We start from the raw sequence: 16,768 nt of genomic DNA, 5'->3' as shown, positions 1-16,768 counted from the left end.
CTTAGTCCTTCTTCAAGTGTTTTTCAAGTAATGCATAGCGTTCATTTTCAATGCGCTCAACTTCAGCAGCTGGTACATAGTAATCCACTTCTTTAGTGAATGAACTACGAATAAAGCTGATAATAGCCGCAATGAAACTTACTGCAACGAGCCACCAAATGTGCCAGATCAATGCGAAGCCCATCAATGTAATAAACATTGCAATGATGAAACCAGCTGCACGATCAGTTGGCATATGAATGTCTTCATATTTGGCAGGACGTGCATACGCAACACCATTTTCTTTGTCAGTCCAGAAACGGTCTACACCATTTGCTTCAGGAACTTGTGCAAAGTTATAAAATGGAGCAGGAGATGAAGTCGACCATTCAAGAGTACGACTGTCCCATGGATCGCCTGTGTAATCCATGTTTTGATGACGTTGTAGGAAACCTACAATAATTTGCATCAAGAAACACGCAATACCAATCGCAACCAACACAGCACCAAATAATGCAATCGCTAGATATGGATCCCATTCAGGGTTGTCATAGGTATTCAAACGACGTGTCATACCCATGAAACCAAGGATATAAAGTGGCATGAATGCAAAATAGAAACCAAAGAACCAGAACCAGAATGCAGCTTTGCCCCAAGCTTCATTTAACTTCCAGCCAAACATTTTTGGCCAATAGAAAATGATACCAGCGAACATACCAAATACCACACCACCAATAATCACGTTATGGAAGTGAGCGATCAGGAACAGTGAGTTGTGTACAAGGAAATCCGCAGGTGGAACTGCCATTAATACACCAGTCAAACCACCGATACCAAAGGTCACAAGGAAGCCAAGTGTCCAGAGCATTGGTGTATCGAAAGAAATACGTCCTTTGTACATGGTAAATAACCAAGAGAAGATTTTAACCCCTGTAGGGATTGCAATAATCATGGTCATAATACCGAAGAATGCATTAACGTTTGCACCCGCACCCATGGTAAAGAAGTGATGTAACCATACAACGAATGCCAATACAGTAATGGCGATTGTTGCATATACCATTGATTTATAACCAAACAATGCTTTGCGTGAGAATGTCGCAACAATCTCTGAATACAAACCAAATGCTGGCAATACCAAGATATATACTTCTGGATGACCCCAAGTCCAAATCAAGTTCACATATAGCATTGGGCTACCGCCAAGCTCATTGGTGAAGAAATGGAAACCGAAATAACGGTCAAGGGTAAGCATGGCAAGTGTTGCTGTAAGTACAGGGAATGATGCGATGATCAGAACAGCTGTACACAATGATGTCCAAGTAAAAATTGGCATGTCCATCAGTTTCATGCCAGGTGCACGCATTTTAATGATGGTCACAAAGAAGTTAACACCAGATAAAAGCGTACCAAGACCAGAAACCTGAAGTGCCCAAATATAGTAGTCAACACCAACACCAGGAGAATACTGAATGCCAGAAAGAGGAGGATAAGCCATCCAACCTGTCGCAGCAAATTCACCCAGTACAAGCGAAGCCATCATTAGACCAGCAGCACCAGCAAACAACCAGAAACTTAAAGAGTTAAGTAATGGGAATGCAACATCACGCGCACCAATTTGTAGAGGCACAGAAATGTTCATCATACCTACAACAAGACCCATCGCTACGAAGAAGATCATGATTACGCCATGCGCAGTAAAGATCTGGTCGTAGTGGTCTGGATGTAGATAACCTTCACCGCCACCTTTAGCAAGGAACAGTTGAAGACGCATCATGATCGCATCAGCAAAGCCACGCAATAACATGACCACAGACACAAGGATATACATGATACCAATTTTCTTATGGTCTACAGATGTAAACCATTCTTTCCAGAGATATCCCCATTTTTTGAAATAGGTGATACCGCCTAGAACAGCAATTGCACCAATAGCCATTAAGACCATTGTCACTAGTACAATTGGCTCTTTAGGGATAGAGTCCCATCCGAGTTTACCTAATAACAACATGGCTTATTCCTCTACAGAAGCAGTTGCATGTGCATTAGCATCATGAGCTTGCGAACCATGTTCAGCATTTGCTGAATGGTCTGTACCGTGATAGTTGCTCATATATCTGTTAATGACAGTTTCAAACAAGTTTGGTTCAACTGAAGAATAGTAAGTCACTGGGTGTGGCTTATTCGGGAACGGCTTCATTGCTTCAGCTTTTTCTAAGGCTTCTGTATCACCAGCAGCCTCGGCACGATGTACCAGTGCTTCAATCTGATGTTTAGAACGATCCCCATCTTTCAGTGTCGCAAGTTCAGCTTGATCAAGCGTCGCTTTCTGAATAGCTTCAGCATTAATGCTTGTACCTTTACCAGCTTTAACAGCTTCTACCCATTGAGCAAATTGAGTTTCAGTTACACTATGAGCTTTAAAGCGCATTTGTGAGAAACCATAGCCTGAGTAGTTAGACGAGAAACCACGATATTCGCCAGTTTCATTCGCTAATAAATGGAGATGAGTTTGCATACCCGCCATTGCATAAATTTGGCCACCTAACGCAGGAATGAAGAATGAGTTCATTGTAAAGTTAGATGTAATTTTAAAGCTTAATGGTGTTTTCTCTGGGAAACGTACTTCATTTACTGTCGCAATATTTTGTTCAGGATAAATAAAGATCCATTTAAACTGTTCAGCAATAACTTGAATGGTTAAAGGGGCTTTATCTGAATCTAGCGGACGGTAAGGGTCGTACTTGTGGGAACCCCACCAAGTTAACCAAGCTAAAATACCAATAATAATGACAGGAATACCCCAGACTACAATTTCAATTGCAGTTGAGTGTGCCCATGTAGGTTTATAGTCTGCATCTTTATTTGACGCGCGATATTTCCAACCAAACCATAACGCCATAATGATTGAAGGAATTACAACCAATAGCATTAAGTAGATCGCAGTCATCATCAGGTTACTTTGACCTTCAGCAACTGGACCTTTAGAGTTTAGAAGTACTAAATCACCACCACACCCTGTTAAAAGTGCGGAAACCGCCGATAAAGACAATACAGCTAAAATCGTTTGTCTCATTTTACAACCTCGGTGAAGAGTCCCATTCCCTAAGTAAATTGGGGATAGCGATAAAAGTGTCGCATGATGGAGAAGAATGAATCCTGTTACAGAACATATTTCTCAATCATGTGACACAGCTATGTTGTAGGGCATTATGCCTGATATCGTGAAACTAAGCTACTTGAAAGTGACGTTAAATATTTGTTATGACACCTGATTTATCTGCTTGTTTTATCTTTTGAATGCTGGCTTAAAAGTCAATTTTTTTCATGGATTTATCATAAAAAAGGAGTGAATGATCACTCCTTTAATTATTTTTTAATATTGATGACTTTGGTTTTTGCTAGTCTATCATGCAAACTGTTGTTTCCTTTGGAAAAAAATAAAACAATATCTGCAATAAAAACAATGACCAAAAGCGGTAAAAGGCTTATCAACTGTGAAATGATAATAAATAGAAATGAGCGTACAAAAAAACCGCGAAATTGACCAGGAAGCTGATTGGTCGTTGCATCAACAATTTGCAAATGGAATAATTTTTTACCAATAGATTGACCAGAACGAGCAATAAAATAATTTTGTAAAAATAACAAGCCAAGTGTGTAGATGAGTAATGCGACTGGAACCCATGTTGGCATGTTGTCGCGCATGGCTTCAGCAATTTTAATTTGCTGTTCAACATCAAAACTAGTGGTTTGTTGGAGTAGATCATGCGGTAAAAAGAGCATTGTCACAATAATTTGCGGCAAAATCAGCAAAGCTAAATCGATAAGCTTGGCCGAAATACGCTTGCTCACAGGAGCAGCCGTTGCTTTGGCTGTCTGATTGACTTTAATGTCACGGATGACATCATTTTGACTATGGACTGGGGCATCAAAAGTAGAATTTGTTGTCGAGTTTACAGGTTGGTAGACAAGTTTACCTTGAGTGAGTTCACCTAAGGCTCTCCATTCCGTCATACCTTCATGCCATGCTAAGTCAGTCAATAGCACTTGTTGGCTAGCGAGCATCTGGTTCAGTTGTTCTAATGTATAAGGACCAGCCTGTTGGTTATTTCTTGCCAAGTAAATTTGCATAAGTTTTAAATCTCAACAGCTTAAAGATGAAAAAGACCCCGCGCGAGGGTCTTTTTGATAAGATTAAGTTAGGCTTGCTTATCTTTATCTTCCGCTAGGAAGAACCAAGTTTCAAGTACTGAGTCAGGATTGAGTGAAACTGTTTCAATGCCTTGCTCCATCAGCCATTTAGCAAGATCTGGATGATCAGATGGACCTTGGCCACAAATACCTACATATTTGCCCGCTTTACGACAAGCATGAATGGCCATTGAAAGCAGGGCTTTAACGGCTGGATCACGTTCATCAAATAGATGAGAAACAATACCAGAGTCGCGGTCTAAACCGAGCGTTAATTGAGTTAAGTCGTTAGAACCAATTGAGAACCCATCAAAATGTTCAAGGAATTGTTCAGCCAATAATGCATTGGTTGGTAATTCACACATCATAATGATTTTTAAACCATTCTCACCACGCTTCAAGCCATTTTGAGCTAAAAGTTCAATGACGCGTTTTGCTTCAGAAACTGTACGCACAAATGGAATCATGATTTGAATATTGGTCAAACCCATTTCGTCACGTGCTTTTTTCAAGGCACGACATTCAAGCTCAAAGCAATCACGGAAGTTGTCAGATACATAACGACTTGCACCACGGAAACCCAACATTGGGTTTTCTTCTTCTGGTTCGTAGAGTTTACCGCCAATGAGGTTAGCATATTCATTGGATTTAAAATCGGACATACGAACAATGACTGGTTTCTCAGCAAAGGCAGCCGCAAGTGTTGCAATACCTTCAACCAGTTTTTCTACATAGAATTCAACTGGAGAAGAATAACCTGCCGTACGTGCCATAACTGCTGCACGTGTTTCGCGTGGCAAGCTTTCAATATTCAGTAAGGCTTTTGGATGCACGCCGATCATACGGTTAATAATGAACTCAAGACGAGCCAGACCAATACCACCATTTGGAATTTGAGCAAAGTCAAATGCACGATCAGGGTTACCGACGTTCATCATAATTTTGAACGGAAGTTTTGGCATAGATTCAATCGAGTTGCGTTGAATTTCAAAATCCAGCGCGCCTTCATAAATAAAGCCTGTATCACCTTCAGCACATGAAACAGTAACTTCCTGACCATCGGTTAGGACTTCTGTGGCATTGCCTGTACCCACAATCGCAGGAACACCCAGTTCACGTGCAATAATAGCAGCATGACAAGTACGACCACCGCGGTTAGTCACGATAGCAGCGGCACGTTTCATTACTGGTTCCCAGTCTGGATCAGTCATGTCTGAAACTAGCACGTCGCCTGGTTGAACTTTGTCCATTTCTTTAATCGATGAAACAACGCGTACTTTACCAGAACCAATACGTTGACCGATTGAGCGACCTTCACATAACACAGTGCCACGCTGTTTAAGTAAGTAGCGCTCCATTGTGCCTACGTTTTGACGGCTTTTTACAGTTTCAGGACGCGCCTGAACAATGTAAATTTGACCATCATCACCATCTTTGGCCCATTCGATGTCCATTGGCGCACTGTAATGGTCTTCAATGATCATGGCTTGTTTAGCAAGCTCTTGAAGTTCATGGTCATTTAAAGCAAATTGTTGACGATCCTGTTTTTCAACATCAACCACCACCACTGATTTACCCGCTGAACCTTCTTCGCCATAAATCATTTTCTGGTGTTTAGAGCCGAGGTTGCGACGTAATACAGAGTGTCTACCATTTTTAAGCAGCGGTTTTGATAAATAAAATTCGTCAGGGTTAACAGCACCTTGAACGACCATTTCACCCAAACCATAAGATGCTGTAATAAATACGACATCTCGGAAACCAGATTCGGTATCCAATGTAAACATTACACCCGCAGCACCTGTTTCTGAACGTACCATGCGTTGTATGCCAGCAGACAAAGCTACGATGTCATGAGCAAAGCCTTGATGCACACGGTATGCAATTGCACGGTCGTTATACAAAGATGCAAATACTTCTTTGATGGCAATCAAAATATTATCGATGCCACGAATATTCAGAAAAGTTTCTTGCTGACCAGCAAAAGAAGCGTCTGGTAAATCTTCAGCGGTCGCAGATGAACGAACGGCAACCGCGATATCAGGGTTGCCGTTTGAAAGTGCATTAAAAGCGTCACGAACTTCTTTTTCTAATGCTGGAATGAGAGGAGTATCTACAATCCATTGACGAATTTTTGCGCCAGTTTCGGCAAGAGCGTTGACATCGTCAACATTCAATTGATCGAGTTCTGCTTGAATTTTTGCGTTTAGACCGCTTTGTTCAAGGAACTCACGATAAGCAGCAGCAGTTGTGGCAAAGCCACCCGGTACAGACACACCAGCATTGGATAAATGGCTGATCATTTCACCTAGAGATGAGTTTTTCCCACCCACGAGTTCGACGTCGTGTTTCCCTAATTTTTCCAGACCGATTACGCGCGCTTCCAAAGTTTTCACTCCACTTTTCCAGTATTAATTACTATCTTGGCATGAAGAAAAGATATTAATGTGCTTAGGATTTTGATTTACTCTAAGCGACAGTCATGTAAGATCAGCTTACTATAAAGATTATATAGCACTAAGACAAATGTTTGAGGAGATTTTTCATGTCAGATAGTAAACAAATTAAGCGGAGTGTGTTTTTTATTTCAGATGGAACCGCGATTACGGCTGAAACCCTCGGACATTCTTTATTAGCGCAATTTCCCAACGTGGATTTTGATATTCATATTATTCCGTATATCACCTCAGAAGAAGCGGCAATGAATGTGGTTGCTGAAATTAATAGTTGCCAGTCTAAAGACCAGACTTTGCCATTGGTGTTCGATACGTTGGTCGATCCGAATGTGCGTGAAATCATTAACACTGCCAAAGCGGTGAATCTCGATGTGTTTGAGGGTTTAATTAGCAAGTTAGAACAAGAGCTTGGCACACCGCCAACAACTTTGGTCGGACAGACTCATGCCGTGACGGATTCTGAATATTATAAAGCTCGTATTGATGCAGTTCATTTTGCTTTGGACAATGATGATGGTGCTCGTACACGTCACTATGATAAAGCCGATATTATCTTGATTGGGGTATCCCGTTCGGGTAAAACACCAACGTCGATTTATCTGTCATTACAATTTGGAATTCGTGTTGCAAATTATCCACTGACCGAAGAAGATCTAGATGACAATCGCTTACCAAAAGTATTGAAAGAACATAAAAATAAGTTATTTGGTTTGATGATTGATGCGGAACGTTTGGTCGCAATTCGTAATGAACGTAAAGCCAATAGTCGCTATGCCAGTTTTAGCCAATGTCAGATGGAGTTGCGTGCCATTGAAGGAATTTATATTTCAGAAGGAATTCCATATTTAAATGTCACGGAAATGTCGATTGAAGAAATTTCAACACGTATTTTACAAAAGACAGGCTTGAAACGCCGTATTGGTTAAAAAGTTTACAAACAATAGATCTAAATCCTTCAGTATTTCTGATCTGTGGTTGTAAGGAGAAGGGAAATCAATGAAAAATCATTAATTTCCCTTTTTTAGTTAAACAATTTTAGCTGTTTTTGATATCCATCAATAAACTAAAGTTTTCGAGTCGCTTTTCAGTGTCATAAATATCACAAGTGAAAATGAACTCATCAACATCTACATGTTCTAACAAGTCTTGCAGACCAGCTTTCACCGTTTCAGGTGAACCAATTTGACCCAATGCATAAAAGTTATTGACGGATATGCGCTCGGCAGGTGTCCAGATATGATCCATAGACTCCACAGGTGGTTTGAGTTTTAAACTTTGTCCACGCATTAAACCCAGTACACGTTGATAAGCACTGGTGGCTAAATGTTGTGCTTCGGCATCTGTTTTAGCTACTACAGTTGGAACGCCCATGGAAACATACGGTTGTTCTAGATATTCAGATGGTTGAAAGTTTTCTCGATACAACTGGACAGCCTGTGACAGCATACGCGGTGCAAAATGTGATGCAAACGAATAGGGAAGACCTAAACGAGCCGCGAGTTGTGCACTAAATAAACTGGAGCCCAACAACCAGACGGGAACATGTGTTCCGTGTCCTGGGGTTGCTACGATTTTTTGATTGGGTTCAGGGTCTTTGAAATATTGCAAAATTTCGAGAACATCTTGAGGAAATTGATCTTCAGTTTCCTGACGACCACGACGTAAGGCTCGCATGGTCAATTGATCTGTGCCTGGTGCGCGGCCTAAACCTAATTCAATACGATTGGGATAAAGCGTTGCTAATGTACCAAACTGTTCTGCAACCACCAATGGCGCATGATTAGGTAACATCACTCCACCAGAGCCTAAACGTATCGACTGTGTATTTGCAGCAATATGACCCAGTAATACAGCGGTCGCTGAACTGGCAATACCATCCATATTATGGTGTTCGGCCAGCCATAAACGTTCATATCCTAGTTTTTCTGCATGCTGAGCCAACTCCAAAGCATGATGCAACGAAAATTGAACTGTTTTATCATTACGGATAGGCGCAAGCTCAAGAATTGAAAACCGTGTTTCTTTTAAAGAAGCCATAAAAAATTCTCAGAACTATATATCGTCATTTTACGATTTATCTAAAATTATGTATATCGTTTTTTTTCGATTTATGCAGTGATTTGTAACTTAACAATAATGACCAAAAAAAGCACCCAGAAGGGTGCTCGACTATTTGAATCATACAACGTATTAACGGTGACGATAGTGACGATGGTGTCTGTTCCAACTACGTGAGTTGTTATAGCGTTTTTCTTCAGCTCTATCTTTAGAAATTTTATTTCCTTAAGCTGAACCGCCTGCGGCGCCTAGGGCTGAACCAATATATCCACCTGTTGTGCCACCCATATTTTTACCAACGGTATAGCCACCCACACCACCTAAACCACCACCAATTGCAGATGAAGTACGATTACGTTTATTGCTTGCAACGGCTGCACCACCCGCACCACCAATCATGGCACCAGTATTACCGCCCATTTGATTGCCTAAGGCTGTACCAACCACACTCCCTAATGCTGAAGTTGCCGCAACACGTGTGGTATTGTCTGCATGTGCATTGATTGCAAACATTGAAGAAATTGCCAATACACCACTTAATAATAAGTTATTTGCCTTCATCTCAAATCTCCGTGTCCCAACAGCAGGACTTTATCTATTTCGTTGCAGCAAATGTAACAAAACGATTCACTTTAATTGTGGAGATTATCGTTGTTATTTTTACAATGTAGCTGCGTTTTGTATGCTTTCTATTAAAAGTGTCTATTAAAACGGCAAAAACGATTGATTTATTGCCTAATGTGAAGAAAAAGTGAAAACTCAAACTTGGAATGTACTTAAGAGCAAGCAAATATAAGCTGATCTATGTTCTTTAACAGTCATAATCGGTAAACTATGCGCACTTTTAGCTTTGACCTGATCGCAAGCACTTCATCATTCAAGCGTTGCGCTGATCGATTATTTTTATTTTGAGATACTTCCACTTATGAAAGAATCATTACGTTTACGACTGGATCAACTCTGTGATCGTTATGAAGAGTTAACGGCATTATTGGCAGATGCGGAAGTCATTTCTGACAATAAACGTTTTCGTAAATTATCCCGTGAGCATAGTGATCTTTCTGAAATGGTCGAAGTGTGGGGCAAGTATCGTCAGGCTGAGCAAGATATTGTGACTGCCGAAGACATGCTCAATGATCCTGATTTTAAGGATATGGCTCAAGAGGAAATCAAGGAAAATCGCGTCTTGATTGAGCAACTCGAAGCTGATCTGAATATTTTGATGATTCCTAAAGATCCCAATGATGCCAATTCTGCTTATTTGGAAGTTCGTGCGGGAACTGGCGGTGATGAGGCTGCAATTTTCTCAGGCGATTTATTTCGTATGTACAGTAAATATGCTGAGTCTCAAGGTTGGCGTATTGAAGTATTGTCTGAAAATGAAGGCGAACATGGCGGTTATAAGGAAGTCATCTGCCGCGTCGATGGCGATGGTGTTTATGGTCGTCTAAAGTTTGAAAGTGGCGCACATCGCGTACAGCGTGTTCCTGCAACTGAGTCACAGGGGCGTGTACATACTTCTGCTTGTACGGTTGCGATTTTGCCAGAAGTCGATGTGGATACAACGGTTGAAATTAATCCTGCCGATTTGCGGATTGATACTTATCGTGCATCTGGTGCAGGCGGTCAGCACATTAACAAAACCGATTCTGCGGTGCGTATTACTCATATTCCAACAGGCGTGGTAGTGGAATGTCAGGAAGAACGCTCACAGCATAAAAACAAAGCCAAAGCGATGGCGTTATTGGTTTCACGTCTGGAAAATGCGAAACGCGCTGCACAGGAAACGGCGACTTCTGAAATGCGTCGTGATCTCGTCGGATCGGGCGACCGCTCAGAACGTATTCGTACTTATAACTATCCACAAGGCCGAATGACAGATCATCGTATTAATTTAACTTTATATAAGTTAGATGCGATTATGGAAGGCGATTTGACGGAACTTTTGGATAGTTTACATCGTGAATATCAAGCAGATCAGTTAGCGATGTTGGCGCAAGAGAATGGTGGATAATGAAGATTGGGCAAGCTTTAAATCTGCGCGGCGAAGCTGATAGTTATGAACGTCAGGAAGCCACGTGGTTGCTTGAACATGTCCTCAATCTGAATTCACTTGAATTAAAAATGCGTCAAATGCAAGTTTTGACGCATGAGCAAGAACACACCTTTTTAGATGGGCTGATGCGACTCTCTAAAGGTGAGCCACTGGCTTATATTACGGGTTCGCAACCGTTTTGGAGTCTGGATCTAAAGGTTACACCAGATACATTAGTTCCGCGCCCAGATACTGAAATTTTAATTGAAACGGTTTTATCGTTAAATTTACCTTTTCAAACTTCGATGGTGGATTTAGGCACAGGAACAGGTGCAATAGCGTTATCTCTAGCCAAAGAGCGTCCTGACTGGAAAGTTTTAGCAACCGATATTTACTTTCCAACGCTTGAAGTCGCTCAGGAGAACGCTCAGCGACATGCGTTGAATCAAGTTCAATTTATTTGCAGTGCATGGTTCGAAGCCATTCCTGCGCAAAAGTTTGATTTAATTGTGTCTAATCCGCCTTATATCGATGCACAGGATGAACACATGCTGAATCTGGGAACAGAACCTCGCCGTGCATTGGTTGCAGAGCATCAAGGTCTTGCGGATCTGGAACTGATTATTGATCAAGCACCGAACAGGATGAATATTGATGCATGGTTAGTGCTTGAACATGGTTATGATCAAGGGGACATGGTTCGTCAATTGCTTCAAAAACGGGGCTTTACTCAAGTTCAAACCCGAAAAGATTACGGTGGAAATGATCGTATTAGTCTAGGGCAATGGAAAGTATAAACCACTATAAATTGCTTTTATTTTAAAGACCTTGTTCGATAAGCACTTGGATTGACACCGGTCCACTTTTTAAAAGCACGATAAAACGCACTTGGATCATGGAAATTTAAGGCATCACTGATATCCTGAATACAATCTTCAGTTTTACTCAAACGCTCAATCGCAATATCACATCGGATGTCGTTTTTAAGTTGTTGATAACTAATATTTTCAGCTTTTAAACGCCGTTGAATGGTTGCCTCAGACATGTTTAACTGCTGCGAAAGTTCTTTAAGTTCTGGCCAAAGCGCGGGATGATGTTTGATAAGATGTCTACGAATCATCAAGCTTAGTGCATTTTCATTTTTATAACGTACTAATAAATTCTGTGGTGTCTGTTTTAGAAATTCATAAAGCGATTTTTTATCTTTTTTAATTTTAATCTGTAAATAATCCGCATTGAATTCCACGCGATTAGATGCTGCATCAAATTCGATATTTTCACAAAAACGAACATAATAATCTTGAGGATAAGCGGGCTTAGCACATTTCAGACTAATTTTATCAATCACAATTCGTTGATCCGCTAGCCAACACAATAAACCATGAATCAACATTAAAAAAGTTGCATAACTGAACATCCGTTTACTGTGAGTTTGATCATGAATGATCAAACATGCCAGATTTTGTTCAACTTTAAACTCTGATTGGATATCATCCAGAAGTACAGAAAAAAACTTTAAAATATCGGTTAAGGCTTTTTCTATTGTATCCGCATGCATGACCATTTTTGCTAATAATTGATAGCTACCACGTCGCATGGGATGAGAGTCCATTCCAAAAAACTCATCATCCATATGATTAGCCAACTCAATCCAGAGTTGTGCATAAGCCGAAACTGGAATTCTGGCTTTGGGGAAGTTTAAAAGCTCGGCTGAAATCCCCGCCTGTTGTACTATTTTTTCAATATTAAAACCGCGCGAATGTGCCACACTCAAAGCTTCATTGACCAATGCAATAGAAATGGTTCCTTTGTTTGAAGGGGAAATATTTGACTGTGCAATCCGTTGCATGTATGACCTGACACTCAGAATTAAAAATTTTTTAAATGATGAAAATGTCCAAAAACCGCAGAACATTTGAGGTTTTTCGAAATTGTACTGTAAAAGTTGAACTTTTACTCTGGAACTAATGTCAGATTAAATTAAATCACGTGGAAATTGGCAATGAAAATACAAGGAAAACATTTCATTATTACAGGTGGTGCCTCGGGTTTGGGGGCTGCAACGGCTGAATGTTTGGTCGCGCGAGGTGCTTATGTCACCTTAGTTGATATGAATGTTGAAGCTGGACAGGCTCAGGTTGAGAAATTAGGCGGAACAGCGGATTTTGTTGAATTAGATGTGACCAATGAGACAGAAGTCGAGCAGTTTTTTAAACAAACATTACACCAGCATGGTGCAATTCATGGCTTAATTAACTGTGCTGGAATAGGCCCATCTGCAAAGGTGGTGGGTAAAGAGGGTATTCATGATCTGGCATTGTTTAATAAAGTTTTAAATATTAATGTCACAGGGACTTTTAATATGCTGCGTTTTGCAGCAGAAGCCATGACACATAATACTGCAATGCCTGAAGATGAAGATCGAGGTGTGATTATTAATACTGCTTCTGTGGCTGCTTTTGATGGTCAAATTGGTCAAGCTGCTTATGCGGCCTCCAAAGGCGCAGTTGTGGCGATGACTTTACCAATTGCACGTGAATTGGGGCGTCATGCTATTCGGGTGGTTACGATCGCACCCGGTATTATGGAAACGCCTATGCTCAAAGCTTTGCCACAAAATGTTCAGGATTCACTGGGTCAAATGGTGCCTTATCCATCGCGTTTGGGTAAACCAGATGAATTTGCAAGTCTTGCAGTGCATATTATTGAAAATGCTTATCTGAATGGTGAGGTAATTCGTTTAGATGGTGCCATTCGAATGGCACCCAAATAACACCAAGATTATTTAACTCAACATGCCAAAGCCCTCAATTAGATTGAGGGCTTTGGAAATTGAAAAAGTAAATAAAGCAGTTTAAGTTGGATTTGATCACCAGCAAAAAACATCGTTGGATGTTTTACGATAACAAAAATGGACAGGACATATAGATCAAATTTTGAATGATCTGTATGCATTAAAAACGGAATAAAAGAGGTTTTCGGGATGAAGACACTGACACAAGCCTATGCGGAATTTGATTTAAATCAACTTATTCAACAGCAACTTAACGGACATGATCAGCGCATTAATGCTTTTGAGGAGTGCTGTGGTAGATATGTAGGTCATGACAAAGTGGCTTTGATCTGGGAAGGAAAAAACGGAGAACAGCAATCATATACCTTTGATCAACTTGCTGAATATTCAGGGAAATTAGCCCATTATTTTAAGTCTATCCATCTTCAGGCAGGAGATTGCATCGCGGGATTATTGCCACGTACCCCCGAGTTACTCATCACGATTTTAGCAACTTGGCGTATTGGCGCAATTTATCAACCCTTATTCACTGCATTTGAATCCAAAGCCATTGAGCACCGTTTAGAAACAGCCAAAACCAAACTGGTGGTAACCAATACTGATCAACAATCTAAACTCGAAAATTTAAATATTAGCCAAATTTTGACTGTCAAAAATATTGATGATGATCAGAACCAAGAAGATTTCTGGAGTGTGATCCATACATTTGATGCCGATTGCCCAATTGAATATCACAGTTTCGATGATGATTTTTTAATGATGTTTACTTCTGGTACAACGGGTTTGGCCAAATCTGTTCCTGTGCCATTAAAGGCAATTTTGGCATTTAAAGGCTATATGACACATGCCGTGGATTTGCGTGATGAGGATTCATTTTGGAATCTTGCTGATCCGGGTTGGGCTTATGGACTGTATTACGGTATTACAGGGCCTTTGAGTTTAGGTCATGGCATTCTGATGGATGAACAAGCTTTTAGTGTAGATCGGGCCATTGAACTGATGAAAAAATATCAGGTCAATAATCTTACAGGTTCTCCGACTGCATTTCGCATGTTTTATGGTTTTAAAGAAAAGTTTGATGATAGTGTCAAACAGCATTTAAGGGTCGTGAGCAGTGCAGGCGAGCCTTTAACACCAGAGGTGATCCATTGGTTTAAACATGATCTCAATGTCTATATTTATGATCAATACGGACAGACTGAACTCGGCATGGTGATTGGTAACCACCATGCTTTAGAACATGTAATTAAAATTGGTTCTGCAGGTTTTGCTATACCGGGACATCGTTTTGTAGTACTTGATGAAAATCATCAAGAACTTGGGGAAGGCGGGATCGGGGTATTGGCGATTGACTGTGATGCGTCACCTTTGCTTTGGTTTAAAGGTTATGGGGGTAATAACCGAAAGTCTTTTGTAGGCAAATACTATATTACGGGTGATACCGTACAGTTAAATGAACATGGAAGTATAGATTTTGTTGGGTGTGCTGATGATGTCATTACAACGTCAGGCTATCGTGTGGGCCCTTTTGATGTCGAAAGTACATTACTTGAATGCGAAGAAGTTTTAGAATCTGCGGTGATTGGCAAACCTGATCTGGCGCGAACTGAAATTGTTAAGGCATTTATCGTATTGAAAAGCCAATATCAAGCGACAGAACAGCTCAAAGAAAAACTACAAATGTATGTTCGCGGGCGTCTATCTAAACATGCCTATCCGAAAGAAATTGAATTTGTAGATGCGTTACCCAAAACAGTGAGTGGTAAAATTCAGCGTGGTATTCTTAAACAACGAGAAGTTGAACGAATGCAACCGCTTTGCACGAGTTAAATTTATCTTAAACAGGATGGAGATAGTTCATATTTGAGAGTTCTCCATCTACTTGTTTTAACCATCAGTTTTTTTATAAATTGGCTTTGACTTCATCTCCAATCGTATAGAAAGTCCCACCCGCAATATAATGCAAACTTTTTAAACTTGGGTGTGCATCTGAAAAATACCAATGTCCATCACGAAATACGCGTGAGTCCGCCCAAGCACCCATCACAGAGCCAATAAATAAATCATGCGCTTGCTGATTATGGGGCTCAGGAATGACTTTACAGATCAGCCAAGCAATACAACCTTCAACCAAAGGTACACCAGAATCATCAGGATAAAAGAATTGAGTTCCACACATCTCTAATTTATTCGGCTCATCAAACTGGCTGATGCTACCTAATTGATAGGTCATATTCAGTTGTGCTAAACAGGGAACCTGTAACGCGAAATAGCCATTCTTTTCAATAATTTTTCGAGTCTTAGTCGATTTATCTAAAACAACAGTCACTTTTGCAGGACTAAACTCTAAAGCACACGCCCATGCTGCTGCCATGACATCAATATCATCATCATCTTGAGCGGAAACCAGTACAGTAGGGCCATGATTAAGTAAACGATAGGCTTTTGCGAGTTCTACCTTTTGAATATCTGGATTTGTCATTGTATTAAGCTCATCTTTTTAAAATGCTTATATATTGGCAGAAGATTTTAAGAAAATAAGCGAATTTTAAAAGATCTATACACTATGACGTCTTTCATCATTGTTTAAACCCTCTTTATTTTTCTCCCATAGGCAAAATGAAAGGACTTTATGAAACAAGTCTATTCAAAGGTTTCTATTTGCTGTTTTGCGTTTTAAAATTTGAGTTGATATCGGCAAATACTAAGTTATAGAAAATCCAATGTTCATCAAATTTATTCTAGGATGTATTTTCTCTTTGGGACTGATGGGATGTCATAGCTTGAATGCCAAATCTCAAGCAACAGGTGAAACGCAGGAATGTTTGGCTTATCGGGCCATGATGACTGCACCGATGGATCCTTTAGCGATGCAGCAATTAAAAACAAAATGTTTGGAGTCTCGAAAATAAATTATCTATGCGATAGGAAATCGCGCCACTTTTGAAACTTGTCCATTTCCAATCTTCTAAACTATCTATGCGATAGGAAGCCCGTGAGCATTTGCTCTCTAACTGTTCGTTGCTTTCTAAACTATTTATGCGATAGGAAACACGTTCTGAATTAGCAATGCGATCGATACTTTTTTCTAAGCTATCTATGCGATAGGAAACCGTCAGGCGTATCACGCCAATCGCTATTTTCATTTCTAAGCTATCTATGCGATAGGAAACAGCCGCATCCCATTCTTCTTTTTCTAAGCTATCTATGCGATAGGAAACATCACTTGTGGTAACGGGTAAAGTCTTTAAG

Annotated in this window: 13 protein-coding genes, 1 pseudogene and 1 CRISPR repeat array; of the genes and pseudogenes, 6 read left to right on the top strand and 8 right to left on the bottom strand. The window is 40.3% G+C overall.

All coding sequences use genetic code 11. The features are described from left to right. Position 1 precedes the first annotated feature (1 nt). From cyoB to ppsA, 4 genes are all read right to left on the bottom strand, one after another. On the bottom strand, positions 2–1,990 hold the full coding sequence (cyoB, locus tag F944_RS06010) for a cytochrome o ubiquinol oxidase subunit I (RefSeq protein ID WP_004988183.1): 1,989 nt from the start codon (positions 1,988–1,990) through the stop codon (positions 2–4). Between the two features lie 3 nt (positions 1,991–1,993). Next, the gene (gene cyoA, locus F944_RS06005; RefSeq protein ID WP_004988182.1) at positions 1,994–3,055 is read right to left on the bottom strand and encodes a ubiquinol oxidase subunit II; all 1,062 of its coding nucleotides are present in this window, start codon (positions 3,053–3,055) and stop codon (positions 1,994–1,996) included. 293 nt (positions 3,056–3,348) lie between these two features. Beyond that, positions 3,349–4,113 (bottom strand): RDD family protein, encoded by a 765-nt coding sequence (locus F944_RS06000; RefSeq protein ID WP_004988180.1) that lies wholly within the window; start codon positions 4,111–4,113, stop codon positions 3,349–3,351. 68 nt (positions 4,114–4,181) lie between these two features. Beyond that, positions 4,182–6,569 carry a phosphoenolpyruvate synthase gene (ppsA, locus tag F944_RS05995; protein WP_171063256.1) on the bottom strand — a complete coding sequence of 796 codons (2,388 nt, stop codon included), beginning with the start codon at positions 6,567–6,569 and terminating at the stop codon, positions 4,182–4,184. Positions 6,570–6,718: 149 nt separating this feature from the next. On the opposite strand from ppsA, the gene ppsR reads away from it, so the two are divergent. Next, complete coding sequence (ppsR, locus tag F944_RS05990) at positions 6,719–7,555, top strand: posphoenolpyruvate synthetase regulatory kinase/phosphorylase PpsR (RefSeq protein ID WP_004988177.1); 837 nt, start codon at positions 6,719–6,721, stop codon at positions 7,553–7,555. A gap of 109 nt (positions 7,556–7,664) precedes the next feature. Here ppsR and F944_RS05985 read toward each other — a convergent pair whose 3' ends face one another. Both F944_RS05985 and F944_RS05980 read right to left on the bottom strand, forming a co-directional pair. Continuing rightward, positions 7,665–8,666: an LLM class flavin-dependent oxidoreductase gene (locus tag F944_RS05985; RefSeq protein WP_004988173.1), complete on the bottom strand. Its 1,002-nt coding sequence runs from the start codon at positions 8,664–8,666 to the stop codon at positions 7,665–7,667. A 153-nt stretch (positions 8,667–8,819) separates the two neighbouring features. After that, a pseudogene (locus F944_RS05980) lies at positions 8,820–9,248 on the bottom strand (hypothetical protein). A 364-nt stretch (positions 9,249–9,612) separates the two neighbouring features. On the opposite strand from F944_RS05980, the gene prfA reads away from it, so the two are divergent. Then, positions 9,613–10,701 carry a peptide chain release factor 1 gene (gene prfA / locus F944_RS05975; RefSeq protein ID WP_004988167.1) on the top strand — a complete coding sequence of 363 codons (1,089 nt, stop codon included), beginning with the start codon at positions 9,613–9,615 and terminating at the stop codon, positions 10,699–10,701. Further along, entirely contained in the window at positions 10,701–11,519 is an 819-nt protein-coding gene (prmC, locus tag F944_RS05970) for a peptide chain release factor N(5)-glutamine methyltransferase (RefSeq protein WP_004988165.1), read from the top strand. Before prfA ends, prmC begins: the two co-directional genes overlap by 1 nt. A gap of 17 nt (positions 11,520–11,536) precedes the next feature. Here prmC and F944_RS05965 read toward each other — a convergent pair whose 3' ends face one another. Continuing rightward, a complete protein-coding gene (locus F944_RS05965; protein WP_004988163.1) occupies positions 11,537–12,571 on the bottom strand; it encodes an AraC family transcriptional regulator in 1,035 nt (344 codons plus the stop codon). Between the two features lie 153 nt (positions 12,572–12,724). Between F944_RS05965 and F944_RS05960 the strand changes: the two genes are divergently transcribed. After that, positions 12,725–13,495, top strand: a complete 771-nt coding sequence (locus F944_RS05960; protein WP_004988160.1) for a 3-hydroxyacyl-CoA dehydrogenase — start codon at positions 12,725–12,727, stop codon at positions 13,493–13,495. A gap of 210 nt (positions 13,496–13,705) precedes the next feature. Next, positions 13,706–15,346, top strand: a complete 1,641-nt coding sequence (locus tag F944_RS05955) for an AMP-binding protein (protein ID WP_004988159.1) — start codon at positions 13,706–13,708, stop codon at positions 15,344–15,346. Positions 15,347–15,419: 73 nt separating this feature from the next. Here the strand turns inward: F944_RS05955 and F944_RS05950 are convergent, their stop codons facing one another. After that, entirely contained in the window at positions 15,420–15,998 is a 579-nt protein-coding gene (locus tag F944_RS05950) for a flavin reductase family protein (protein WP_004988158.1), read from the bottom strand. 241 nt (positions 15,999–16,239) lie between these two features. Here F944_RS05950 and F944_RS17450 point away from each other — a divergent pair, with 241 nt between their 5' ends. Continuing rightward, entirely contained in the window at positions 16,240–16,428 is a 189-nt protein-coding gene (locus F944_RS17450) for a hypothetical protein (RefSeq protein ID WP_010588839.1), read from the top strand. Between the two features lie 53 nt (positions 16,429–16,481). Beyond that, positions 16,482–16,737: direct repeats of the CRISPR family, unit length 28 nt; unit sequence TTTCTAAGCTATCTATGCGATAGGAAAC. Between the last annotated feature and the right edge of the window lie 31 nt (positions 16,738–16,768).

Origin of the sequence: Acinetobacter ursingii DSM 16037 = CIP 107286 (genome assembly GCF_000368825.1) — a bacterium.
In the GTDB taxonomy this organism is placed as follows: Bacteria; Pseudomonadota; Gammaproteobacteria; order Pseudomonadales; family Moraxellaceae; genus Acinetobacter; species Acinetobacter ursingii.
This window is presented reverse-complemented; position numbering and strand designations above follow the sequence as displayed.

Coding starts and splice junctions, on each gene's coding strand:
- cyoB (WP_004988183.1), bottom strand. CDS start 1,990: ATGTTGTTATTAGGTAAACTCGGATGGGACTCTATCCCTAAAGAGCCA.
- cyoA (WP_004988182.1), bottom strand. CDS start 3,055: ATGAGACAAACGATTTTAGCTGTATTGTCTTTATCGGCGGTTTCCGCA.
- F944_RS06000 (WP_004988180.1), bottom strand. CDS start 4,113: ATGCAAATTTACTTGGCAAGAAATAACCAACAGGCTGGTCCTTATACA.
- ppsR (WP_004988177.1), top strand. CDS start 6,719: ATGTCAGATAGTAAACAAATTAAGCGGAGTGTGTTTTTTATTTCAGAT.
- F944_RS05985 (WP_004988173.1), bottom strand. CDS start 8,666: ATGGCTTCTTTAAAAGAAACACGGTTTTCAATTCTTGAGCTTGCGCCT.
- prfA (WP_004988167.1), top strand. CDS start 9,613: ATGAAAGAATCATTACGTTTACGACTGGATCAACTCTGTGATCGTTAT.
- prmC (WP_004988165.1), top strand. CDS start 10,701: ATGAAGATTGGGCAAGCTTTAAATCTGCGCGGCGAAGCTGATAGTTAT.
- F944_RS05965 (WP_004988163.1), bottom strand. CDS start 12,571: ATGCAACGGATTGCACAGTCAAATATTTCCCCTTCAAACAAAGGAACC.
- F944_RS05960 (WP_004988160.1), top strand. CDS start 12,725: ATGAAAATACAAGGAAAACATTTCATTATTACAGGTGGTGCCTCGGGT.
- F944_RS05955 (WP_004988159.1), top strand. CDS start 13,706: ATGAAGACACTGACACAAGCCTATGCGGAATTTGATTTAAATCAACTT.
- F944_RS05950 (WP_004988158.1), bottom strand. CDS start 15,998: ATGACAAATCCAGATATTCAAAAGGTAGAACTCGCAAAAGCCTATCGT.
- F944_RS17450 (WP_010588839.1), top strand. CDS start 16,240: ATGTTCATCAAATTTATTCTAGGATGTATTTTCTCTTTGGGACTGATG.